This is a genomic window from Mycolicibacterium gilvum (genome assembly GCF_900454025.1).
GTDB lineage: Bacteria > Actinomycetota > Actinomycetes > Mycobacteriales > Mycobacteriaceae > Mycobacterium > Mycobacterium gilvum.
In genome coordinates this window covers 1,200,996-1,220,303 of the sequence record NZ_UGQM01000001.1, presented here as the reverse complement: position 1 = coordinate 1,220,303, position 19,308 = coordinate 1,200,996, and the positions used below count along the sequence as shown (strand labels likewise).

Sequence of the window (19,308 nt, the reverse complement as noted above, 5' to 3'; positions counted from 1 at the left end):
GCCCTGGTGAGGAGACGCATGAGCACGCCGACGATGGATCGGGATTCACAGGAGGCCGCGAAGGTACTGGCCGATCCGAAGGCGTATGCCGACGACGACCGCCTGCACTCGGCCCTGTCGTACCTGCGCGCCAACGACCCGGTCGTGTGGGTCGACCATCCGCCGTACCGGCCGTTCTGGGCGATCACCAAGCACGCCGACATCATGGCGATCGAGCGGGCCAACGACCTGTTCCTGTCCGCACCCCGGCCGCTGCTGGTGACCGCCGAGGCCGACGATCTGGGCAAGTCCCAGCAGGAGGCCGGGATCGGGCTGCGCACGCTGATCCACATGGACGACCCGCACCACCGCAAGGTGCGCGCGATCGGCGCGGACTGGTTCCGCCCGAAGGCCATGCGCGACCTGAAGGTGCGCGTCGACGAGCTCGCCAAGCGCTATGTCGACAGGATGCGCGACATCGGGCCCGAGTGCGATTTCGTCACCGAGATCGCCGTGAACTTCCCGCTGTATGTGATCCTGTCGCTGCTCGGCCTGCCCGAGGAGGACTTCGGCAGGATGCACATGCTGACCCAGGAGATGTTCGGCGGCGACGACGACGAGTACAAGCGCGGCACCACCCCCGAGGAACAGCTGGCCGTGCTGACCGACTTCTTCAACTACTTCGCGGCGCTGACCGCGTCCCGGCGCGAGCACCCGACAGAGGATCTCGCGTCGGCGATCGCCAACGGACTGGTCGACGGTGAGCCGATGTCGGACATGGACACGCTGTCCTACTACGTCATCGTCGCCAGCGCCGGCCACGACACCACCAAGGACGCGATCTCAGGCGGCCTGCACGCGCTGATCGAGAACCCCGGCGAGCTGGCCCGGCTGAAGGGCGACCTCAGCCTGATGCCGACCGCGGTCGAGGAGATGATCCGCTGGTCGACACCGGTCAAGGAGTTCATGCGCACCGCTGCCGAGGACACCACGGTGCGCGGCGTCCCGATCGCCAAGGGCGAGTCGGTCTACCTGGCCTACGTGTCGGCCAACCGCGACGAGGAGGTGTTCGCCGACCCGTTCCGCTTCGACGTGGGCCGCGACCCCAACAAGCACCTGGCGTTCGGCTACGGCGTGCACTTCTGCCTCGGCGCGGCGCTGGCCCGCATGGAGATCAACAGCCTGTTCACCGAGCTGCTGCCGCGTCTGGACTCGATCGAACTGGCCGGAGAGGCCGAGTTGTCGGCGACGACGTTCGTCGGCGGACTCAAGCACCTTCCCGTCCGGTATTCGTTGCGCTGAACGTGCTCAGGAACCCGTCGACCGCGGCGATCGCCACCGCCCGGTAGTCGAACTCGGTCAGCGTGCTGATGCGACCGAATGCCAACGGCCCGATCAGCAGCGCGAAGGCCATGGTGCGGTCCACGGGCCGCAACTCGGCCGCCGCGTCCGGGCTGTCGAAGACCGCGTCGAACGGGGCCGAGTACTGCTCGGCGATGCGCTCGCGCAGGGACCCCACCTGACTGCCGCCCGCACTGGGCACCTGCTCGATGTCGGGCCCGAGCGATAGCCACGCCATCGCGGTCAGCGTCGTGGGGGCCTCGGCGATCGATTCGGCCCATTCGACGACGATCGCGAGGAGGCGCTCCCGCAGGCTGCCGGTGGACGGCGGCATCGGCGGGGGCGGGATCAGCCCCACGAAGGCGGCCGCGACGAGGTCGTTCGCGCTCGGGAAGTGCCGGTACAGCGTCGCGCGCGCGACGTTGGCCTTGCGGGTGACCGCGTCGATGGTCACCGCGCTCGGCCCGCCGGAGCGCAGCAGCGCGGTGGCCGCATCCAGCAGCCGCGCCCGCGAGCGGGCCGGCCGCGGATCGCTACTGACGGCGGCCATACGTTTCCTCCACCTCCGGACGGGGAACAAGACCCGGAGTCTCGCTACGAGACTGTTAGTCTCGAAACCTGGCTCCTGCTGAAATGAGACGCCGACATGGTCGACACCCTTCCTCGCTCCGACCAGGATATCGACGCGGCCGTCATGACCCTTTCGAAACGCCGACGGATCTGGCTGCTCGCGGTCGCCAGCATCGATGTGCTGATGGTGATCTCGTCGATGGTGGCGCTGAACGCCGCGCTGCCCGACATCGCCCTGCAGACCTCCGCGACGCAGACCCAGCTGACATGGATCGTCGACGGCTACACACTGGCCCTGGCCTGCCTGCTGCTCCCCGCCGGCGCCCTCGGCGACCGGTACGGCCGGCGCGGCGCACTGCTGGTCGGCCTGGCGATCTTCGCCCTCGCGTCGCTCGCGCCGGTGTTCCTGGACAGCCCGACCCAGATCATCGTGGCGCGAGCGGTCGCCGGCGTGGGCGCAGCCCTGATCATGCCGGCGACGTTGTCGTTGTTGACGTCGGCGTTCCCGAAGTCCGAGCGCAACAAGGCCGTCGGGATCTGGGCAGGTGTCGCCGGATCGGGGGCCGTGTTCGGGTTCCTCGGGACCGGCGTCCTGCTGCACTTCTTCTCGTGGCAGTCGATCTTCTACATGTTCGCCGCCGGGGCGTTGCTGATGTTCATCGCGACCTGCACGATCGGCTCCTCGCGCGACGAGACCGCCACCCCGATCGACTGGGTGGGAGGCGCACTGATCGGCACCGCGATCGCGGTGTTCGTGCTCGGGGTCGTCGAGGCGCCGGCACGAGGGTGGACCGATCCCGTCGTGCTGGGGTGCCTGGCAGCCGGGGTGGTGCTGGCGGTGGCTTTCGCGATGGTGCAGTTGCGCCGCGAGCACCCATTGTTGGACGTCCGCCTGTTCACCCGCCCCGACTTCGCCACCGGCGCCGTCGGGATCACCTTCCTCTTCATGGCCAACTTCGGCTTCTTCTTCATCGAGATGCAGTTCATGCAGCTGGTGATGGGCTACAGCGCACTGGAAACCGCATTTGCTCTGGCGCCGCTTGCTTTCCCGGTTCTCGTCCTCGGCGGCACGCTGCATCTCTACCTCCCGAAGGTGGGTCTGCGCTTCGCGGTCACCGGCGGTCTGCTGCTGCTCGCCGGCGGACTGTTCCTGATGAGGTTCCTGGATGCGGACGCGACGTTCCTCGACATCATGTGGCCGCTTCTGCTCGCCGCGTCGGGGATCGGATTGTGCACGGCGCCAACCACATCGGCGATCATGAACGCGGCCCCCGACGAGAAGCAGGGTGTCGCGTCGGCGGTCAACGACGCGACCCGTGAGATCGGCGCCGCCCTCGGCATCGCGGTGGCCGGATCGATCCTGGCCGCCGTCTACCACAGGTCGTTGGCGTCGAGGCTGGCCGACTTCCCCGAGCAGATCCGCACCACCGCCACCGACTCACTGGCGCACGCCCTGTCGATCTCCGAGCAGATGGGTCCGCAGGGCGCCCGACTGTCCGAGCTCGCGCAGGATGCGTTCATCCACGCCGCCGACCGGGCTCTGCTCGTGCTGTCTCTCCTGCTGCTGGTCGCTGCGGTCTTCGTCGCGATCTGGTCCCCCGGACGTGACGGGCGGCAATGGTCGGTGGTCAGGCGCCTGCGGAAGAACTGACGAACTCCGCGGCGCGGTGGCCCGCCATCACGATGGTCGCGTGCGGACCCCGGCTGGGGATGTCGGGCAGTATCGAGCCGTCCACCACCCAGAGGTTGTCCACCCCGTACACCCGGCACCGCTCGTCGACCACCGCGCCCATCTTCGCAGTGCCGCACAGATGCTGTGATGTCGCCCAGGACGGCTCGGACTGCACTGTGGCGCCGGCCAATTCGGACGCGAGCTGCGCCCCTTCGCGAAGCAGCGCGACGTCGGCGGGCGCGCTGTCGTAGCGGTGTTCGATCACCGGGTCGGCGTCCGGATCGGCAGAGCAGATGGTCACCCGCCCCCGCGACAGCGGCCGCATCAGCGTCACCCCGAGATGCGGCTGGTCGGTCGGGTCGTCACGGCGTCCGGTCATCATCGCTTCGAATCCCACTGTGTACGGCCGGATTTCCACGCCGTCGTCCGTGGTCAGGACCGCTTCCAGCGGCGGCACGCCGTGGGTCGGCGCCCAGCTCACGGGCAGCACCCATTCGGGATGGTCGATGGTGTCCACCCCGACGGGCAGATCGATCTCGACCGGCACGCCTGCGGCGCGCAGCACCGGAGGTGGGCCGACGCCGGAGACCATGAGCAACTGCGCCGTCGCGATCGCCCCGGCGCACAGCACGATACGGTCCGCGCCCACCGTCACGGGACCGTCGGGGCCGACGCACAGGACCCCGGTCACACGGCCTGCAGCGAACGTCAGCCGCAGCACCCGGGTGTCGGTCAGCACGGTGAGGTTGGCACGTCCCAGCGCGGGCCGCAGGAAGGCGCCGCCCGGCCCGACGCGGGTTCCCCGGTCGATGTTCAGGGGCACAGCCCCGATGCCGGCGGGCACCGCATGCTCCGCGGTGGCGCCGTTGAGGTCCTCGACCCACCCGAAACCGGCGGTGCGCGCGGCGTCCACGAAGGAGGCTGTCGCACCGTCGAATTCGGCGACCCGGCGGACCGTGATGGGGCCGGTGTCGCCGTGCACGGGGGTCGCGAAGTCGAGGTCGGTCTCGATGGCGCGAAAATGCGGCAGCACGTCGTCCCAGCTCCAGCCGTCCATTCCCCAGCCGTCGACGTCCGCGGGCAGGGCGCGGCAGAAGTATCCACCGTTGACCGCTCCCGAGCCGCCCACGACCACCCCGCGCATGATCCGTGCGTGACGGCGGGGCTCCTCGGTCAGCGCGGTGTCATACCGGCGCACCACCGAACTCGCCGCCCCGATCGGTAACCGCAGGCCGTCGCTGATCTGATCCCGTACCCGGGAATCGCTCAGCCCGGGCCCGGCCTCGACGACCGTCACCTCGCAGCCCGGGTCGGCCGACAGCCGTTCCGCCAGTACCGAACCCGCGCTTCCGGCCCCGACGATCAGGACACTCAAGCGCGGATCTGCGGCTTCAGGGCCCCGGCGTGGCGCTCACGGACGACACCGCTCCACAGACCCAGCCCGTAGGCGATGTCATCGAGGCGCTTGAGCAGGATGTAGGTCAGGATGCCGACGCGTTTGGTGTCCTCGTCGGCGTTGCCGTTGCGGGTGACCCAGTCGAACACCCCGTCGAGCACCGCGGCCACCACCACGACCCGGCGGCAGCGCTTGGACAGCACCGAGGCGACCAGCGCGATGGGCCAGTAGTGGCGGCACAGTGCCGACGCCAATTGCAATGCGGCCGACCACAACCCGTGCGCGGCCACCACGGCCACCTCCATGGGTTCGGTCTGCACGGTCGACAGTGACTTCGCGATCCGCCGGCCCGTGACGGCGGCGACGGCGACCGAGGCGGCGTAGCCGATGCCCGACCCGACCGCGACGAGCATCCAGACCACCAGCATCCACCCCGAGATCACCAGCGGTGCGGTCTTCCCCGGGTGCCGGATGGTCAGCGGTGCCGCCGAACCGCCGTAGAAAGACTTGCGCGCGAACCACTTCCGGAGCTCGGTGCGGTGGTCGTGGCCGACCATCGCGATCGGTTCGTAGCGCAGCCGGGCACCCGATTCATTGAGCCGCCAGCACAGGTCGACGTCCTCGCCGGAGACCAGCGTCTCGTCGAAGCCGCCGATCTCCAGGATGGCGCTGCGCCGGCAGATGATCGCGGCACTCGGCACATAGGACACCGTCCCGAACGGGATCACCGGCGCCTCGCGCAACCCGAGATCGAGCGACGAGCGCACGGCCTCGTAGCGGGCCACGACGTTGTCGGACGGCTCGTGGGCGACGATCCTCGGCGCCACCAGGGCCACCGCCGGGTCGCAGAAGTGGCCGAGCAGGGCCTCCAGCCACCCCTTGCGGGGCACCACGTCGGAATCGAGGAACGCGACGAAATCGGTGGCGCACACCGCAAGCCCGGCGTTGCGGGCCGCGGACGGACCTTTGCGCCTGGAGTGCCGCAGCACCCGGATATCGCAGGCGGCCGACGCGAAATCCGCCTCGTTCACGGGCCTGCTGGAACCGTCGTCGACGATGACGACCTTCAGTCCACGTAGCGCGGCCACCAGCCGGGTCAGTCCAGTTGCGTTGTTGTGCACCGGGATAACGACGGTGACGTCGCGGTGCGACGGCCCGCTGAGCGGCCTGGGATGGGCAACGGTGGCGTCGAGAAGCGTGCGGGCCAGTTGCGCGCTGACGGCGTCGTGCACCTCGAGCCTGCCTCCGTGCAGCATGGTCTGCGCGGCCGGGGCCAGCCGGAGCAGTCGCGTCGGCGAGCCGCCGAGCAGTGCCGCCCCCTCGCCCAGGACGCGCACGCGCCGGTCCACCTGGACGGCGAAGCCGTCCGGAAGCCGCGGACCTGTCATGTCAGCATCCCCCCGCGATCAGGCTCCCACCGAACGACGCGCGCTGCGCACGCGTCCACCATCTCGGCAAAGATCCTCCTCCCCTCGTCCGCGGTCGCGGTGGTGGGGTCCCCCAGGACCCCCAGCGAACTCACCGCCGCGACTCCCCCACGGAGCATCTGCGGCATCAGCTCCGCCAGCGGGGCGCGGTTTCCCGGCACCCTTTCCTCTTGCCGGACGGCGTCCGGCGAAAGGTGGAGCAGTACCGACGTTTCGGTGTGTCCGGCATGGGCGTCGGCGTTGCCGGCCACACACGGGGACCACGCCGCGTCACGCCCCTCGTGCCGCAGCTGGGTGACCGCCCGGCGCAGCGCGTCGACGTTACCGCCGTGGCCGTTGACGAAAGCCACCCGGGGCGTCCACCGGCAGGCCGAGCGGACGAATTCGACGAGCAGTTCCGCCAGTGCCGGTGTGCCAATCGAGATCGTGCCCGGGAATCCCTCGTGTTCTCCGCTGGCACCGTAGGCAATTGCCGGTGCCATCACCCAATGGGATTCATCCCGGGCACGCAGACGCGTGACGACGGCGTCGGCGACGGCGGTGGCGATCCGGGTGTCCGTGTCGAGGGGCAGATGGGGTCCGTGCTGCTCGGTAGAACCGACCGGGACGACAAGCGTGGGCATGTGGATGGCGTGCGCGTCATGCAACTGCCTCGACGTCGAGTTCCCGAGCTCACGGGGGAAGACCACGCGACGATGGTAGGCCGAATTCACCTGGCGTGCGCCGAATGTTGGCGCACGGGTAGCAGTTGATTTCCCGGCCGCGGTGTGCTTGCCGGCCGGGAAATCACGCCAGCCCCCGTGGCCACGTCCGTATCAGACGCCCAGGGTCCGGGTGAATCCTTCGGGAACCAGGATGTCCTCGGGGGTCAGCTCGTGGATCGAGGATTTGCCCAGGCCCCGCAGGGCGGAGTCGATGCCGCCGCTGAGGATGTCCAGGACGTTCTCCACACCGGCCTGCCCGTTGGCCGCCAGACCCCACAGGTAGGCCCGCCCGATCATCACCGCACGGGCACCCAGAGCAACGGCCTTGACGACGTCGCTGCCGCGCCTGATCCCACCGTCCAGCAAAACCTCGACCTGATCGCCGACCGCGTCGGCGATGGCCGGCAGGCAGCGGATCGCCGCCGGGGTGCCGTCCAGGTTGTTGCCGCCGTGGTTGGACACCGTGATCGCCGAAACACCCGCGTCCACAGCGCGTTTGGCGTCGTCGACCCGCACCAGGCCCTTGAGCAGGAACGGGCCACCCCACTGCTCGCGCAGCCAGGCGACATCCTCCCAGGTCGGGGGCGGTGTCCCCATCCATTCGCCGTACGCCTCGAAGAACGTCGGACCGGGCTCGCCGGGGCGGCCCTGATTGGGAACCCGCAGGTCCGGCGGGCGCAGCGTCTTGGCGAAACTGAAGAACCAGCGCGGCTTGGTCAGGACCTCGGGCGACATCTTCAGGATCGTCTTGAGGTCCATCTGCTCGGGGATCTTGGGGCTCCCCCAGTCACGGCCGTGCGAGAAACTCCAGTCGGTGGTCAGGATCAGACCCTTGGCGCCGGCCGCGCGGGCACGCTCCATGCGCGCCGCGATCGCGTCACGGCTGCCCAACCAGTAGATCTGGAAGAAGATCTTGTCGTTGACCGCGGTCACTTCCTCCATCGGCTTGCTCGCGAACGACGACAGCCCCATCGCGGTGCCGCGCGCCGCGGCGGCCCGTGCCACCGCGACCTCGCCGTCGGGGTGCACCGCCTGCACACCCGTCGGAGAGATGATCACCGGCAGCGGAATGTCCTGCCCCATAACGGTTGTCGCCATATCGCGCTTGTCGGTGGCCCCGACCACGTGCGGTGCGAAGCCGAGCTCGGCGAACGCCTCGACGTTGTCGGAGACGGACACGCCCTTCTCGCTCGCCGAGATCAGCGACGAATAGGCGGATTTCGGCAGACGCTTCTTCGCCCGCTGCTGGGCGATCGCGACGGTCTCGAACCAGGTATCTCGTGCCATGGGAGGTCTACACCGGACTTTCGTTACAGAATTTCTTCGGCGGGGCGCTCAGCAGGGTGAGCGGGATCGGGCCTTTCGGCTTGCCACGACCGCCGGAGCGGGAATGGTCCACGCTGGACTTGGGCTTGTCGCGGTCGGCCGCCAGGGCCGGTTCGCCGTATCCCTGCACACACTCGGGGTCGGGACCGTCCATCGGCAGGCCGGTGAAGAACTTCGCGGCCATGCAGCCGCCGCGGCACGCGTCGTAGTGGTTGCAGCCACTGCAGGCGCCCGCCGATTGGGGCTCGCGCAGCTCGCGGAAGAGCTCGGAGTTCTGCCACACGTCTTCAAAACCGTTGCTGGTCAGAATGTTTCCGGCCAGGAACTTGTCGTGGATCGCGAACGGGCACGCGTAGACATCGCCGACCGGGTCGATCAGGCACACCACGCGACCGGCGCCACACAGGTTCAGACCCGCCAGCGCACCGGGCTCGCCGAGCCCGGACAGGTGGAAGAACGAGTCGCCGGTGAGCACCCGCTCACCGTGGGCGACCAGCCAGTTGTAGAGCTGCACCTGCTGATCGGCGGTTGGGTGCAGGTCGTCCCACACGTCGGCGCCGCGGCCCGACGGGCGCAGGCGGGTGATGCGCAGCGTCGCGCCGTAGGTGTCGGCGAGAGCCTTGAAGTCGTCGAGCTGATCAATGTTGTGGCGGGTGACCACGACCGAGATCTTGGCGTCTTTGAAGCCGGCCTCTTTGAGGTTCTCCAAGGCCCGCACGGCCATCGCGAACGAGCCGGGGCCGCGCACGGCGTCGTTGACCTCGGCGGTCGCGCCGTCGAGCGAGATCTGCACGTCGACGTAGTCGCTCGCGGCGAGCTTGGCGGCCACCGTCTTGTCGATGCGCACGCCGTTGGTCGAGAACTTGACGCCGACGTGGTGTTCGGTGGCGTAGTCGACGAGCTCCCAGAAGTCGCTGCGCACGGTGGGCTCGCCGCCGCCGATGTTCACGTAGAACACCTGCATGCGTTCCAGCTCGTCGATGATGTCCTTGCACTGCTGGGTCGACAGCTCGCGCGGATCACGCTTCCCCGACGAGGACAGGCAGTGCACACAGGACAGGTTGCACGCGTAGGTCAGCTCCCACGTGAGGCAGATCGGCGCGTCCAGACCGCGCTCGAACTGGTCGACGAGCCGGGGCACCGGGGCGGCAAGGGTCATCGGTTCTCTCCTGCGACGAGCATGTTCGACTGGACGAGAACGCCCAGCGCGTGGAGGTAGGGCGCCAGCTGGGAATCGTCGATTCCCGCTGCGCGGCAAGCGGATCGAGCGTCGGGGTGATCGGAGAGCGAGTTGATCACCTCGACGATCGTCCGGTTCTTCAGGAACGAGAGCTTGCGGGTCCCGAAGTGGTAGAGCAGCGCGCCGAACGGTTCGGGCCGCACCGCCACCTGCGGGTGCAACCGCCAGTTCCGGTCGGCATCGAACGTGATGGTCGGCGCGGCCATGGTCAGTAGACCCCGCACATCCCGTCGATCGAGACTTCCTCGACCAGGCTCTCGGTGACCAGTTCCTCGGCGCCGACCTGCTGATTCTGATCCATGTGAATCACCTTTCCGGGAGAGCGGACCCTGGGAGGGTCTCGACAATTGTGACCTAGGTCGCCCACAATATGGCATCGAGTGCCTAAACGGAAGTGGGGTTTCGATGAGCGCCGCCAGGCCGCGCGTGGGACGCCGTCGGTCGACGAGCTGGGAGCACATCAGCGACGTCGCCATCGACCTGTTCATGGCACGCGGGTTCGACGACGTCAGCGTCGACGACGTCGCCTCCGCCGCGGGCATCGCCCGCAGGACGCTGTTCCGGTACTACCCGTCCAAGAGCGCGCTGCCGTGGGGCGACTTCGACGCCCACCTCGACCACATGCGCGCGCTGCTGGCCGACCTCGACCCCGAGGTCCCGATCCGTGATGCGCTGCGCACCGCGCTGCTGGCCTTCAACGATTTCGACGATCCCGACCGGCACCGACAACGCATGCGGCTGATCCTCGAAACGGAGGCGCTGCAGGCGTATTCGATGACGATGTACGCCGGGTGGCGGGCCGTCGTCGCGGCGTTCGTGGCCGACCGGCTCGGCGTCGGCGGCGACGACCTGCGGCCGCAGACCGTCGCGTGGACCATGCTCGCCGTGTCCCTGTCGGCCTACGAGCACTGGCTGGCCGACGAGACGGCCTGCCTGCAGTCGTCGCTGGGGGAAGCGTTCGACCTGCTGGCGTCCGGTCTGTCCGGTCTGGAATCGGGGGTGTCGGAGTTCGCCCCCGGGGCGCGACGATAGGGGTGTGAGCGCTGATTCCGAGGGCGCGGCATCAGAGGGCGCGGTACCAGAGGGCTTAGACGCTCCCTCAGCACTGCTCGCGCTGTATGACGAGGCTCTACCCGCCGTGTACGGGTACTTCGTCAGGCGGTGCGGGGACCGGGGGACGGCCGAGGACCTCACGTCGGAGACCTTCCTGGCGGCGATGGACGCTGCGCGCAAACCGTCACCGCCGGACCTGTCGGTGCGGTGGCTCATCGGGGTGGCCCGGCACAAGTTGGCCGACCACTACCGGCGGCGCCGGGACCGGTTCGCCACCCCGGTCGCGGAGCTCCCCGAACCGGCGGACCCGGCCGACGAGTGGGACGCCGAACTGAACCGGATCGTCGCCGAGCAGGTGCTGACCCGGCTGAGCGACCAGCACCGCGCCGTACTGGTGCTGCGGTACATGGACGGCTGCTCGGTGCCCGAATGCGCCGAGCTGATCGGCCGCACCGTGCACGCGACCGAGGCGTTGCTGGTGCGGGCGCGACGAGCGTTCCGCGCCATGTACCCCGAACCGGAAGGAGGACTGTCATGACCGACCCGTTGGACGCGTTGCGTGGCGGCGACCTCCCCGTCGACCCCGATCCGGCGTTCGCGCGCCGCCTGCGCTCGCGGCTGGAGACGGCGGCGAATCTCTTTGAACAGCAACCCGATCGAACGAAGGACATCATCATGAGCGGCACCGACACCGTCCTCGCCGAGCTGACCGAACCCACTTCCGGTGGGTTGATCCCCTACCTGACCGTCACCGATGCCCGAGCCGCGATCGACTGGTACGTCGACGTGCTGGGCGCATCGGTCGTCGGCGCTCCGATCACCATGGACGACGGGAGGATCGGCCACGCAGAGCTGACCGTGTCGGGCGCGACGCTCTACCTGGCCGACGAGTATCCCGAGATCGGCCTGAAAGCCCCTTCCTCGCAGCATGTCTCGGCGAGCATGATGCTCACGGTGACTTCTGTCGACGGGACACTGGAGCGGGCGCGTTCGGCGGGTGCGTTCGTGCAGCGCGAGCCGTACGAGGACCACGGCGCCCGGACCGCCGCGATCGTCGATCCGTTCGGCCACCGCTGGATGCTGACCGGCCCGATCACCGGCGCGCCGGTCCCGATCCGGCACGGCGACGTCGGCTACGTGTCGGTGCGGACGCCGGATACGCAGCGCGCGGCAGCGTTCTACGGCCACCTGCTGGGTTGGGTGTTCGACCCGGAGACACAGCGGGTGACCAACACCGGCCAGCGCATCGGGATCACCACGGCCCCCGGGCGGCACACCCTGTTCTGCTGCTACGCGGTGACCGACCTCGACGGCGCACGGGACAGCATCGTGGCCGGCGGCGGCACCGTCGACGACGTCGTCGAGTTCGACTTCGGCTCCGTGCTGGGCGCCACCGATCCGGCGGGAGCCGAGTTCGGCGTGTACCGGCCGGCGCCCGACGAGCCGCGGCCCCTGCTCAACGGCGGCGGCCCGGGCGAGCTGTCCTACATCACCTACCAGGTGCCGGATTCGGCGGAGTTCAGGGCGTTCTACAGCCGGGTGCTGTTCTGGACGTATGAGCCCGGCAGGGTCGATGACGGCTGGGGTGTGGTGGGTACGCATCCGATGTCGGGTGCGGCGGGCGGCCATGCCGACGCGGTGACGGTGCCGATGTGGACGGTCGCCGACATCGACGCCGCGGTCGCGCGGGTACGCGAGGCCGGCGGCACCGTCGTCGAGGAACCCTCGCAGCAGCCGTACGGGAAGTCGGCGCTGTGCACCGACGATCAGGGCGCCCGGTTCTACCTCGGGGAGTTCTGACCAAAAGCCCAGCGTCAGAACGGCGGTGGGTCGTTGCCGTAGTCGGGTGGGGGCTGCCCGCGCCGAGGGCGTTCTTCGAGGTTCCGTTGGGTGCCGTTGTGTTCCCGTTCGGCTTTGATGCGTGCGGCTCTGTCGGCGGCGCGGCTTCTCTGCCGTTTGGGCATCTGGATTTCACGGCCTGCCCCGGGCGGCGGTGTGGTCATCGGTGGCAGTTCGGCGGTAGTGGTGTCCCAGGCGGGGAAGAACAGCCGGCTGCCGGGGGTGGTGGTGTAGGTCGTGCCGGCTGGTGTTGTCCACAAGACGGTGCCGTCGGGAAGTTGTCGTTCGCGCCAGCCGTCGGGGCCACCCCAGAACGTTTTCATCAGATGGTGGCTTCGGCATTTGCAATGCATGTTCGACGCGTGGGTCGGCCCGAACGGGTAGGGCACGACGTGGTCGATGTCGCAGCGATCAGCCGGGACGTCGCAGCCGGGGAAGCGGCAGAACAGGTCGCGGGAGCGGATGAACGCCGCCAGCTTCGCCGAGGGCCTGTAGTGCGGTTCGGGATCGGGGCCGGGCAGCCACAGCGGTGTGATCTTCGCACCGGAGCGGATCGCCTCGGCCAGCACCGGGATCGGCAGGATCTGCGCCCCGGGCAGCAGCGCGGATCCGGGATCCTTGGTGCACGTCGGCTCAGCCGTTGTCGCGGTGGTGTTCTGCTGCTCGGCGTCTTGGTCGGCGATCAACTGCTGTGCGGTGTCGACGGCGGCCTGATCGGCGATCACGGTGATCACCACCGGCGATGTCGAGGGTCCGCTGGCGGTGCAGTTCGGGGATCCGCACCGGCACGCCAGCTGGTTCTCGCCGCGCCCGATCGCGCCCATCGCATCGGAGCGCCGCTCGCCTGCGGAGCGGGGATCGGCGTCGCACAGGCCTTTGACCAGGGCGGCGATGCGCGCGGTGTAGGCGGCGGCGTCGGGCGGCAGCAGCAGCCCCCAGATGGTGGTGACGTCGTCGGTGTCCTCGTGGGCGCCGATGTGCACATCGCGTTTCTTGAGGGCTTCTTTGGTGCGCCGCACCGCGTCGGGGTCGTGGCGTGCGATCACGGTGTTGATCGCGTCGATCAGCTTGTCCTCAGACAAGGGCCCCCACTTCTCGGCCTTGCCGGCCAGGGCAGCGTCGACGGTCGCGATCACGTCGTCGGCGACCAGGCCGGTGCGCCAGGTGATCTCGGAGATCAATCGGGTGGACAGCCGGCCCTGCACGTACAGCGCCGCGATCTGAGGTAACCGGTAGCGCAGGGCGGTCGCAATGCACATCTGGGCCGAGGCCCGTCGCTCGCTGATCGACAGGGCGGCCCCGATGTGGCACGCGGCGTTCTTCCACGGATCGAAGGCCCACATACCGCGTTCGTCGTCCTCGTCCACAGTGAGATCGACCAACTCGGCGATCGCGGCCAGCCTGCGCGCGCCGGCCTGGGCTTCCTCGCGCGCGGCCTGCTCGATGGCCGCGAGCAGGTCCGCTTCGCCGAGCCCTCGATGCATGGTGTCGAACATGTGTTCGATTATGCCACCGCGGTCCGACAGGTCCGGGCACAATTTTCTGCCATCGACCGATCAATTCCTGCCACCGGAATTATCCGGTTGACCTGCGGGTTTAAGCCATCAGAACACCACGAACAACCACCACCACAGAAGAAGAAGTTGAGAACCATGAAGAACCTCACGATCGCCACCACCGCAGCCGCCGCCCTGTCCGCCGCGTTCCTCGGCTTGGCCGCCCCGGCCCTGGCCGCCCCCACCGGAGGCGACGCCCAGGCCACCATCAGCTCCCTGGAAGCCCAGGGCAACCGGGTCATCGTCCACAAGCTCGCCGACGTCGACCTCGACGACGCCAGCGTCGTCGGCATCAACCGCGGCCCCGCCATCCGCGGCACCGTCCAGGACAACGCCAACGACCGCACCTACCAGAACACCATCACCGGCCACATCTACTACGTCAACGTGAAGTAGTGACGTCGGAAACGGCTCAGGGCCACCTCCCACAAGGAGGTGGCCCTGAGTCTTTTTCCGAGTCTTTAGCCGAGCAGATCCGAGATCGGCGCTCCCGCAGCGATTTTCGCACGGGTCTTCATGACCTTGCCGGGGAAGCCGCCGCCGACCACCGCGACCACCGCACCGTCGCGCTCGTAGTACGCCAGGAACTTGCGGCCGTCGTCCTCGACGATGTGCACGGTGTCGGTCGCCTCAGGCTCACCGAGAGCCTGGATCTTGACGTCGTACTGGTCGCTCCAGAAGTAGGGCACCGACACCGCAGCCGGCGGTTCCTGGCCCAGCATCGTCGGGACCAGCACGCGAGCCTGATCGGCGACATTGCTCCAGTGCTCGACGCGCACCTGCCCGCCGACCGTGTCGCGCCACGACGCGACATCGCCGATCGCCCAGACGTGCGGGGCACTCGCGCGGCCCGCCTCGTCGCACACCACGCCGTTGTCGAGTTCCAGGCCGCTGCCTTCCAGCCAGCTGGTGGCCGGATGCGAGCCGATCCCGACGATGACCACGTCGGCCTCCACGTCGGTGCCGTCACCCAGCGTCACCTTGCGCACCCGGTCGTCGCCGCTGACCTCGGAAACACCGACGCCGCAACGGACGTCGACGCCTTCGGCCCGGTGCAGCCGGGTCACCAGATCGCCGATCTGCTGGCCCAGGATCGACGCGAGCGGAGCCGGCTGCGGCTCGACGAGCGTGACCTCCACGCCCAGCTTGCGCAGGCTCGCGGCGACCTCACACCCGATGAAGCCGGCGCCGACGACGACGGCCCGGCTCGCCGACGCGGCCTCGCGGCGCAGGGCCAGGCTCTCGTCGAAGTTGCGCAGGACGTGGATGCCGGGCAGATCCGGGAAGGACGGGATCCGTTTGGGCACCAGACCGGTCGCGATGACCAGCTCGTCGTAGCCGAGCGTCGAGCCGTCCGCCAGCGTCAACGTCTGCGCCGCGGTGTCCACCGATTTGGCGCCGTTACCCAGCAACACGGTGATGTTGTTCTCGTCGTAGAACTCGGCAGGCTTCAGCGTGACGTCGTCGGTTTCGGCGCGCAGCACTTCCTTCGACAGTGGCGGCCGGTCGTACGGCAGATGGTCTTCGTCGCTGACGATGGTGATCGCGCCGGGATACTCCGCTCGGCGCAACTGCTCGGCGGTGCGCGCGGCGGCCAGTCCGCCACCGACGATCACCACGCCACCGGAGCCGCCTGAAACCTCTGATGTGCCCACTCGGGCTTTTTACACGATGGCGCGGCGATGATGCGCGCCACCCCACGACCACGCGCTCAGCGTCACCCCGGTGAACGCTCGATGATGTTCGACAGCACGACGATGCTCTCGCTGCGTTCGATGTCGGCGCTCGATCGGATCCGCTCCAGCGCCTCCTCCAGATGCCGCATGTCCCGGGCGAGCACATGCAGCATCGCGTCCGCGGTGCCGGTCACCGTCGCCGCTCCGACCACCTCCGGGATGTCCTTCCACGCGGCCCGCAACTCGGCCGGCGCGATGGTGCCGTGGCAGAACACCTGGACGTACGCCTCCGTGGTCCAGCCGAGCGCACTGCGGTCGATCACGGTGGTGAATCCCCTGATCACACCGTTGTCGAGCATGCGGTCGACGCGCCTTTTCACCGCCGGCGCGGACAGGTTCACGTGCTGGCCGATCTCGGCGAACGTCGCGCGCGCGTTGTCCGCGAGCTCGGCGAGGATGCGCTCGTCGGTGTCGTCGAGCCGATCCATCATCCTCCTGAAGCAACAGAACACCGAAATCTCCGCTGTGACGCAACAAAGTTACGCCAGACACGCAAGATTCGTCGATTGATTGCATAGAATCGGCTTCCTATCGTGGTGTTCATGACGATGGACATCGCCGCAGCACGTCCACTCCGCCACGCTCCGACCCCACGCTCCGCCCGTCCCCGCCGCTACCTCATGACCGCACCGCAGTTCTTCGCGGTCGACTACGTCATCAACCCGTGGATGGACGCATCCGTCGTCGTCGACACCGACCGCGCGATCACGCAGTGGGAGACGCTCCGTCAGACCTACCTCGATCTCGGGCACAGCGTCGATCTCATAGACCCCGTCCCCGGTCTGCCCGACATGGTCTACGCGGCCAACGGCGGCACCGTGCTCAACGGTCGGGCCGTTGTCGCCCGCTTCGCCCACCCCGAGCGCGCCCGCGAAGCGGTGGCCTACGCCGACTGGATGACCCGCAACGGGTACGACGCCTTCGAGACCCGACACGTCAACGAAGGCCAGGGCGACTTGCTCACCGTCGGCGGCGTCGTCCTCGCCGGATTCGGCTTCCGCACCGACCGTCGGGCCCACGACGAGGTCGCCGGGCACATCGGTCTGCCGGTGGTGAGCCTGGAACTCGTCGACCCGCGGTTCTATCACCTCGACACCGCGCTGGCCGTCCTCGACGACGCCACCGTCGCGTACTACCCGCCCGCGTTCTCGCAGGACTCCCGAGCCACCCTCGAGGGGATGTTCCCCGACGCGATCGAGGTCGCCAGCGCCGACGCCTACGTCCTGGGTCTCAACGCGGTCTCCGACGGCCTGAACGTCGTACTGCCCGACGCGGCGACGGGTTTCGCCGAGCAACTCCGGGCGGCCGGATACCGGCCGGTCGGTGTCGACCTCTCCGAACTGCTCAAGGGCGGTGGTTCGGTGAAATGTTGCACGCTGGAGGTGTTCCCGTGACAGCCGTGCACGCGTCTACCGACGCGCTGATCGCCGCCGAGGCACGCCATGTCGCCCACAACTACTCCCCGTTGCCGGTCGTCGCAGCTTCCGCGCAGGGCGCTTGGATCACCGATGTCGAAGGGCGGCGCCATCTCGACTGTCTCGCCGCGTATTCCGCGGTCAACTTCGGCCACCGCAACCCGGAGATCATCGCCGCCGCGCACGCGCAGCTGGACGCGGTGACGCTGGTCAGCCGCGCGTTCCACTCCGATCAGCTGGGCCCGTTCGCCGAGGCGCTGGCCGGTCTGTGCGGCAAGGACATGGTCCTGCCGATGAACAGCGGCGCCGAGGCCGTGGAATCCGGCATCAAGGTGGCACGGAAGTGGGGCACAGACGTCAAGGGCGTCTCCGACTCCACCATCATCGTGGCGCGCAACAACTTCCACGGCCGCACCACGACGATCATCAGTTTCTCCGACGACGACACCGCGCGCCGCGGCTTCGGCCCGTACACCCCCGGGTTCCGGTCGGTGCCGTTCGGCGACGCCGATGCCCTGGAGCAGGCCATCGACGGGAACACCGTCGCCGTCCTGCTCGAGCCGATCCAGGGCGAGGCCGGGATCATCGTGCCGCCGGACGACTATCTGCCGCGGGTGCGTGCGCTGTGCACCGAACACGACGTGCTGATGATCGCCGACGAGATCCAGTCGGGCCTCGCGCGCACCGGCCGCACCTTCGCCTGCGACCACTGGGGTGTGGTGCCGGACGTCTACCTGCTCGGTAAGGCGCTCGGCGGAGGCGTGGTGCCGTTGTCGGCGGTGGTGGCAGACCGGGACGTCCTCGGCGTGCTGCACCCGGGCGAGCACGGATCCACCTTCGGCGGCAATCCCCTGGCTGCGGCCATCGGGCGCACCGTCGTCGACATCCTCGAACGAGGCGAATTCCAGCAGCGTGCAACGGAACTCGGTGCGCACCTGCAGGCACGACTGACCGCGCTGACGGGTCGCGGCGTCGTCGCGGTGCGCGGCAAGGGGCTGTGGGCGGGTGTCGACATCGACCCTGCGCACGGCACGGGCAAGCAGATCAGCCTGCGGCTCGCCGAACGCGGCGTGCTGGTCAAGGACACCCACGGATCGACGCTTCGTTTCGCGCCGCCCCTGGTGATCACGGCCGACGAAATCGACTGGGCTGTGGCCAGATTGGAAGAAGTGCTGACCTAGTACTTCATCGTGCCGCGGTCGACCGCGATCTGCGAGCCCGAGATGGTGGCCGAGGAGTCACCGGCCAGCCAGGCCACCACATCGGAGACCTCCTCGACCGTCATGAACTCCTGCAGACCCGGCTTGCCATCGCGGGCAACGGGTTTGAACGGCATCGGCGCGAAACTGTGCAGGAATGTCGGGTACTTCGAGAAGATCTCCATCATCGCGTCCTTCTCGATCATCGGCGTGTCGATGGAGTACGGGTGGATGGAGTTCACCCTGATGCCGAACTCACCGGCCTCCAGCGCGAGCGCGTTCGTCAGCGCGACCAGTCCGTGCTTGGACGCCGCGTAGTGGGCGTTGCCGGGCGTGGCCTTCAGCCCCGCCGAGGAGCTCACGATGATGATCGATCCGCCGTTGCCCGCCTCGATCATCGCCGGCACCGCGGCGCGGATGGTGCGCCAGGTTCCGTTGAGGTTCACGTCGACGACGGTGTCCCACTGATCTTCCGACATCTCCCAGATGCGGCCCCAGCTCAGCACACCCGCGTTCGCCACGACGATGTCGAGCCGGCCGAACTGCTCGACGGCGTCGGCGACCAGCTGCTGCTGCGCGGCGAGATCGCGAATGTCGACCTCGCGGGCCAGCACCTTGCGACCCGTCTCCTCCACCAGTCGCACCGTTTCGGCGAGGTCCTCCGACGTCGGCATCGGATAGGTGACAGACTCCGACACCGGCTTGCACACGTCGAGCGCGACGATGTCGGCGCCGTCGGCGGCCAGCCTGATCGCGTGCGCGCGACCCTGACCACGGGCGGCCCCGGTGATCAACGCGACGCGGCCTTCGAGGGGTGTTCCAGAGGACATGGGCATCAGGCTAACAGCACAACTA

20 protein-coding genes are annotated in these 19,308 nt (G+C 68.6%); 8 read left to right on the top strand and 12 right to left on the bottom strand.

The features are described from left to right. Positions 1-18 precede the first annotated feature (18 nt). Entirely contained in the window at positions 19-1,281 is a 1,263-nt protein-coding gene (locus DYE23_RS05690; protein WP_013472704.1) for a cytochrome P450, read from the top strand. Here DYE23_RS05690 and DYE23_RS05685 read toward each other — a convergent pair. Then, positions 1,247-1,870, bottom strand: coding sequence for a TetR/AcrR family transcriptional regulator (locus tag DYE23_RS05685; RefSeq protein ID WP_011895879.1), 624 nt, complete (start codon positions 1,868-1,870; stop codon positions 1,247-1,249). The genes DYE23_RS05690 and DYE23_RS05685 overlap by 35 nt on opposite strands. A 96-nt stretch (positions 1,871-1,966) precedes the next feature. Between DYE23_RS05685 and DYE23_RS05680 the strand changes: the two genes are divergently transcribed. Continuing rightward, positions 1,967-3,541 carry an MFS transporter gene (locus tag DYE23_RS05680; RefSeq protein ID WP_011895880.1) on the top strand — a complete coding sequence of 525 codons (1,575 nt, stop codon included), beginning with the start codon at positions 1,967-1,969 and terminating at the stop codon, positions 3,539-3,541. On the opposite strand, the gene mftG is transcribed toward DYE23_RS05680, so the two are convergent. The 7 genes from mftG to mftA all read right to left on the bottom strand — a co-directional run bounded on the left by mftG (position 3,519) and on the right by mftA (position 9,956). Next, positions 3,519-4,937 carry a mycofactocin dehydrogenase MftG gene (gene mftG / locus DYE23_RS05675; RefSeq protein ID WP_115326727.1) on the bottom strand — a complete coding sequence of 473 codons (1,419 nt, stop codon included), beginning with the start codon at positions 4,935-4,937 and terminating at the stop codon, positions 3,519-3,521. The two genes, DYE23_RS05680 and mftG, sit on opposite strands and share 23 nt — an antisense overlap. Next, entirely contained in the window at positions 4,934-6,346 is a 1,413-nt protein-coding gene (gene mftF / locus DYE23_RS05670) for a mycofactocin biosynthesis glycosyltransferase MftF (protein WP_011895882.1), read from the bottom strand. The genes mftG and mftF overlap by 4 nt, the downstream gene beginning before the upstream one ends. Then, entirely contained in the window at positions 6,343-7,098 is a 756-nt protein-coding gene (gene mftE, locus DYE23_RS05665) for a mycofactocin biosynthesis peptidyl-dipeptidase MftE (protein ID WP_099962568.1), read from the bottom strand. Before mftE ends, mftF begins: the two co-directional genes overlap by 4 nt. A 102-nt stretch (positions 7,099-7,200) precedes the next feature. Next, positions 7,201-8,376, bottom strand: coding sequence for a pre-mycofactocin synthase MftD (gene mftD, locus DYE23_RS05660; protein WP_099962567.1), 1,176 nt, complete (start codon positions 8,374-8,376; stop codon positions 7,201-7,203). A 7-nt stretch (positions 8,377-8,383) separates the two neighbouring features. Then, positions 8,384-9,574, bottom strand: a complete 1,191-nt coding sequence (gene mftC, locus DYE23_RS05655) for a mycofactocin radical SAM maturase (RefSeq protein WP_011895885.1) — start codon at positions 9,572-9,574, stop codon at positions 8,384-8,386. After that, entirely contained in the window at positions 9,571-9,861 is a 291-nt protein-coding gene (mftB, locus tag DYE23_RS05650; protein WP_011895886.1) for a mycofactocin biosynthesis chaperone MftB, read from the bottom strand. Before mftB ends, mftC begins: the two co-directional genes overlap by 4 nt. A 2-nt stretch (positions 9,862-9,863) precedes the next feature. Next, the gene (mftA, locus tag DYE23_RS05645; RefSeq protein ID WP_013472708.1) at positions 9,864-9,956 is read right to left on the bottom strand and encodes a mycofactocin precursor MftA; all 93 of its coding nucleotides are present in this window, start codon (positions 9,954-9,956) and stop codon (positions 9,864-9,866) included. A 104-nt stretch (positions 9,957-10,060) separates the two neighbouring features. On the opposite strand from mftA, the gene mftR reads away from it, so the two are divergent. From mftR to DYE23_RS05630, 3 genes are read left to right on the top strand one after another with little or no spacing between them, the layout of a single operon-like run. Further along, positions 10,061-10,687, top strand: a complete 627-nt coding sequence (gene mftR / locus DYE23_RS05640; protein WP_011895887.1) for a mycofactocin system transcriptional regulator MftR — start codon at positions 10,061-10,063, stop codon at positions 10,685-10,687. Positions 10,688-10,691: 4 nt separating this feature from the next. Further along, entirely contained in the window at positions 10,692-11,246 is a 555-nt protein-coding gene (locus DYE23_RS05635; RefSeq protein ID WP_115326726.1) for an RNA polymerase sigma factor, read from the top strand. Continuing rightward, a complete protein-coding gene (locus DYE23_RS05630) occupies positions 11,243-12,508 on the top strand; it encodes a VOC family protein (RefSeq protein WP_115326725.1) in 1,266 nt (421 codons plus the stop codon). Before DYE23_RS05635 ends, DYE23_RS05630 begins: the two co-directional genes overlap by 4 nt. A gap of 14 nt (positions 12,509-12,522) precedes the next feature. On the opposite strand, the gene DYE23_RS05625 is transcribed toward DYE23_RS05630, so the two are convergent. Beyond that, the gene (locus DYE23_RS05625; protein WP_115326724.1) at positions 12,523-14,043 is read right to left on the bottom strand and encodes an HNH endonuclease signature motif containing protein; all 1,521 of its coding nucleotides are present in this window, start codon (positions 14,041-14,043) and stop codon (positions 12,523-12,525) included. A gap of 156 nt (positions 14,044-14,199) precedes the next feature. Between DYE23_RS05625 and DYE23_RS05620 the strand changes: the two genes are divergently transcribed. Then, the gene (locus tag DYE23_RS05620) at positions 14,200-14,499 is read left to right on the top strand and encodes a hypothetical protein (RefSeq protein WP_013472712.1); all 300 of its coding nucleotides are present in this window, start codon (positions 14,200-14,202) and stop codon (positions 14,497-14,499) included. A 65-nt stretch (positions 14,500-14,564) separates the two neighbouring features. On the opposite strand, the gene DYE23_RS05615 is transcribed toward DYE23_RS05620, so the two are convergent. Then, entirely contained in the window at positions 14,565-15,758 is a 1,194-nt protein-coding gene (locus DYE23_RS05615) for an NAD(P)/FAD-dependent oxidoreductase (protein WP_011895892.1), read from the bottom strand. 62 nt (positions 15,759-15,820) lie between these two features. Then, the gene (locus DYE23_RS05610) at positions 15,821-16,267 is read right to left on the bottom strand and encodes an Rv2324 family transcriptional regulator (RefSeq protein WP_013472714.1); all 447 of its coding nucleotides are present in this window, start codon (positions 16,265-16,267) and stop codon (positions 15,821-15,823) included. Positions 16,268-16,387: 120 nt separating this feature from the next. Here DYE23_RS05610 and ddaH point away from each other — a divergent pair, with 120 nt between their 5' ends. Together ddaH and rocD are read left to right on the top strand one after the other, a co-directional pair. Beyond that, positions 16,388-17,233: a dimethylargininase gene (gene ddaH, locus DYE23_RS05605; RefSeq protein ID WP_115328875.1), complete on the top strand. Its 846-nt coding sequence runs from the start codon at positions 16,388-16,390 to the stop codon at positions 17,231-17,233. Continuing rightward, positions 17,206-18,435 (top strand): ornithine--oxo-acid transaminase, encoded by a 1,230-nt coding sequence (gene rocD / locus DYE23_RS05600; RefSeq protein WP_272940048.1) that lies wholly within the window; start codon positions 17,206-17,208, stop codon positions 18,433-18,435. The genes ddaH and rocD overlap by 28 nt, the downstream gene beginning before the upstream one ends. Here the strand turns inward: rocD and DYE23_RS05595 are convergent. Beyond that, positions 18,432-19,289, bottom strand: a complete 858-nt coding sequence (locus tag DYE23_RS05595; RefSeq protein WP_011895896.1) for a mycofactocin-coupled SDR family oxidoreductase — start codon at positions 19,287-19,289, stop codon at positions 18,432-18,434. The genes rocD and DYE23_RS05595 overlap by 4 nt on opposite strands. Between the last annotated feature and the right edge of the window lie 19 nt (positions 19,290-19,308).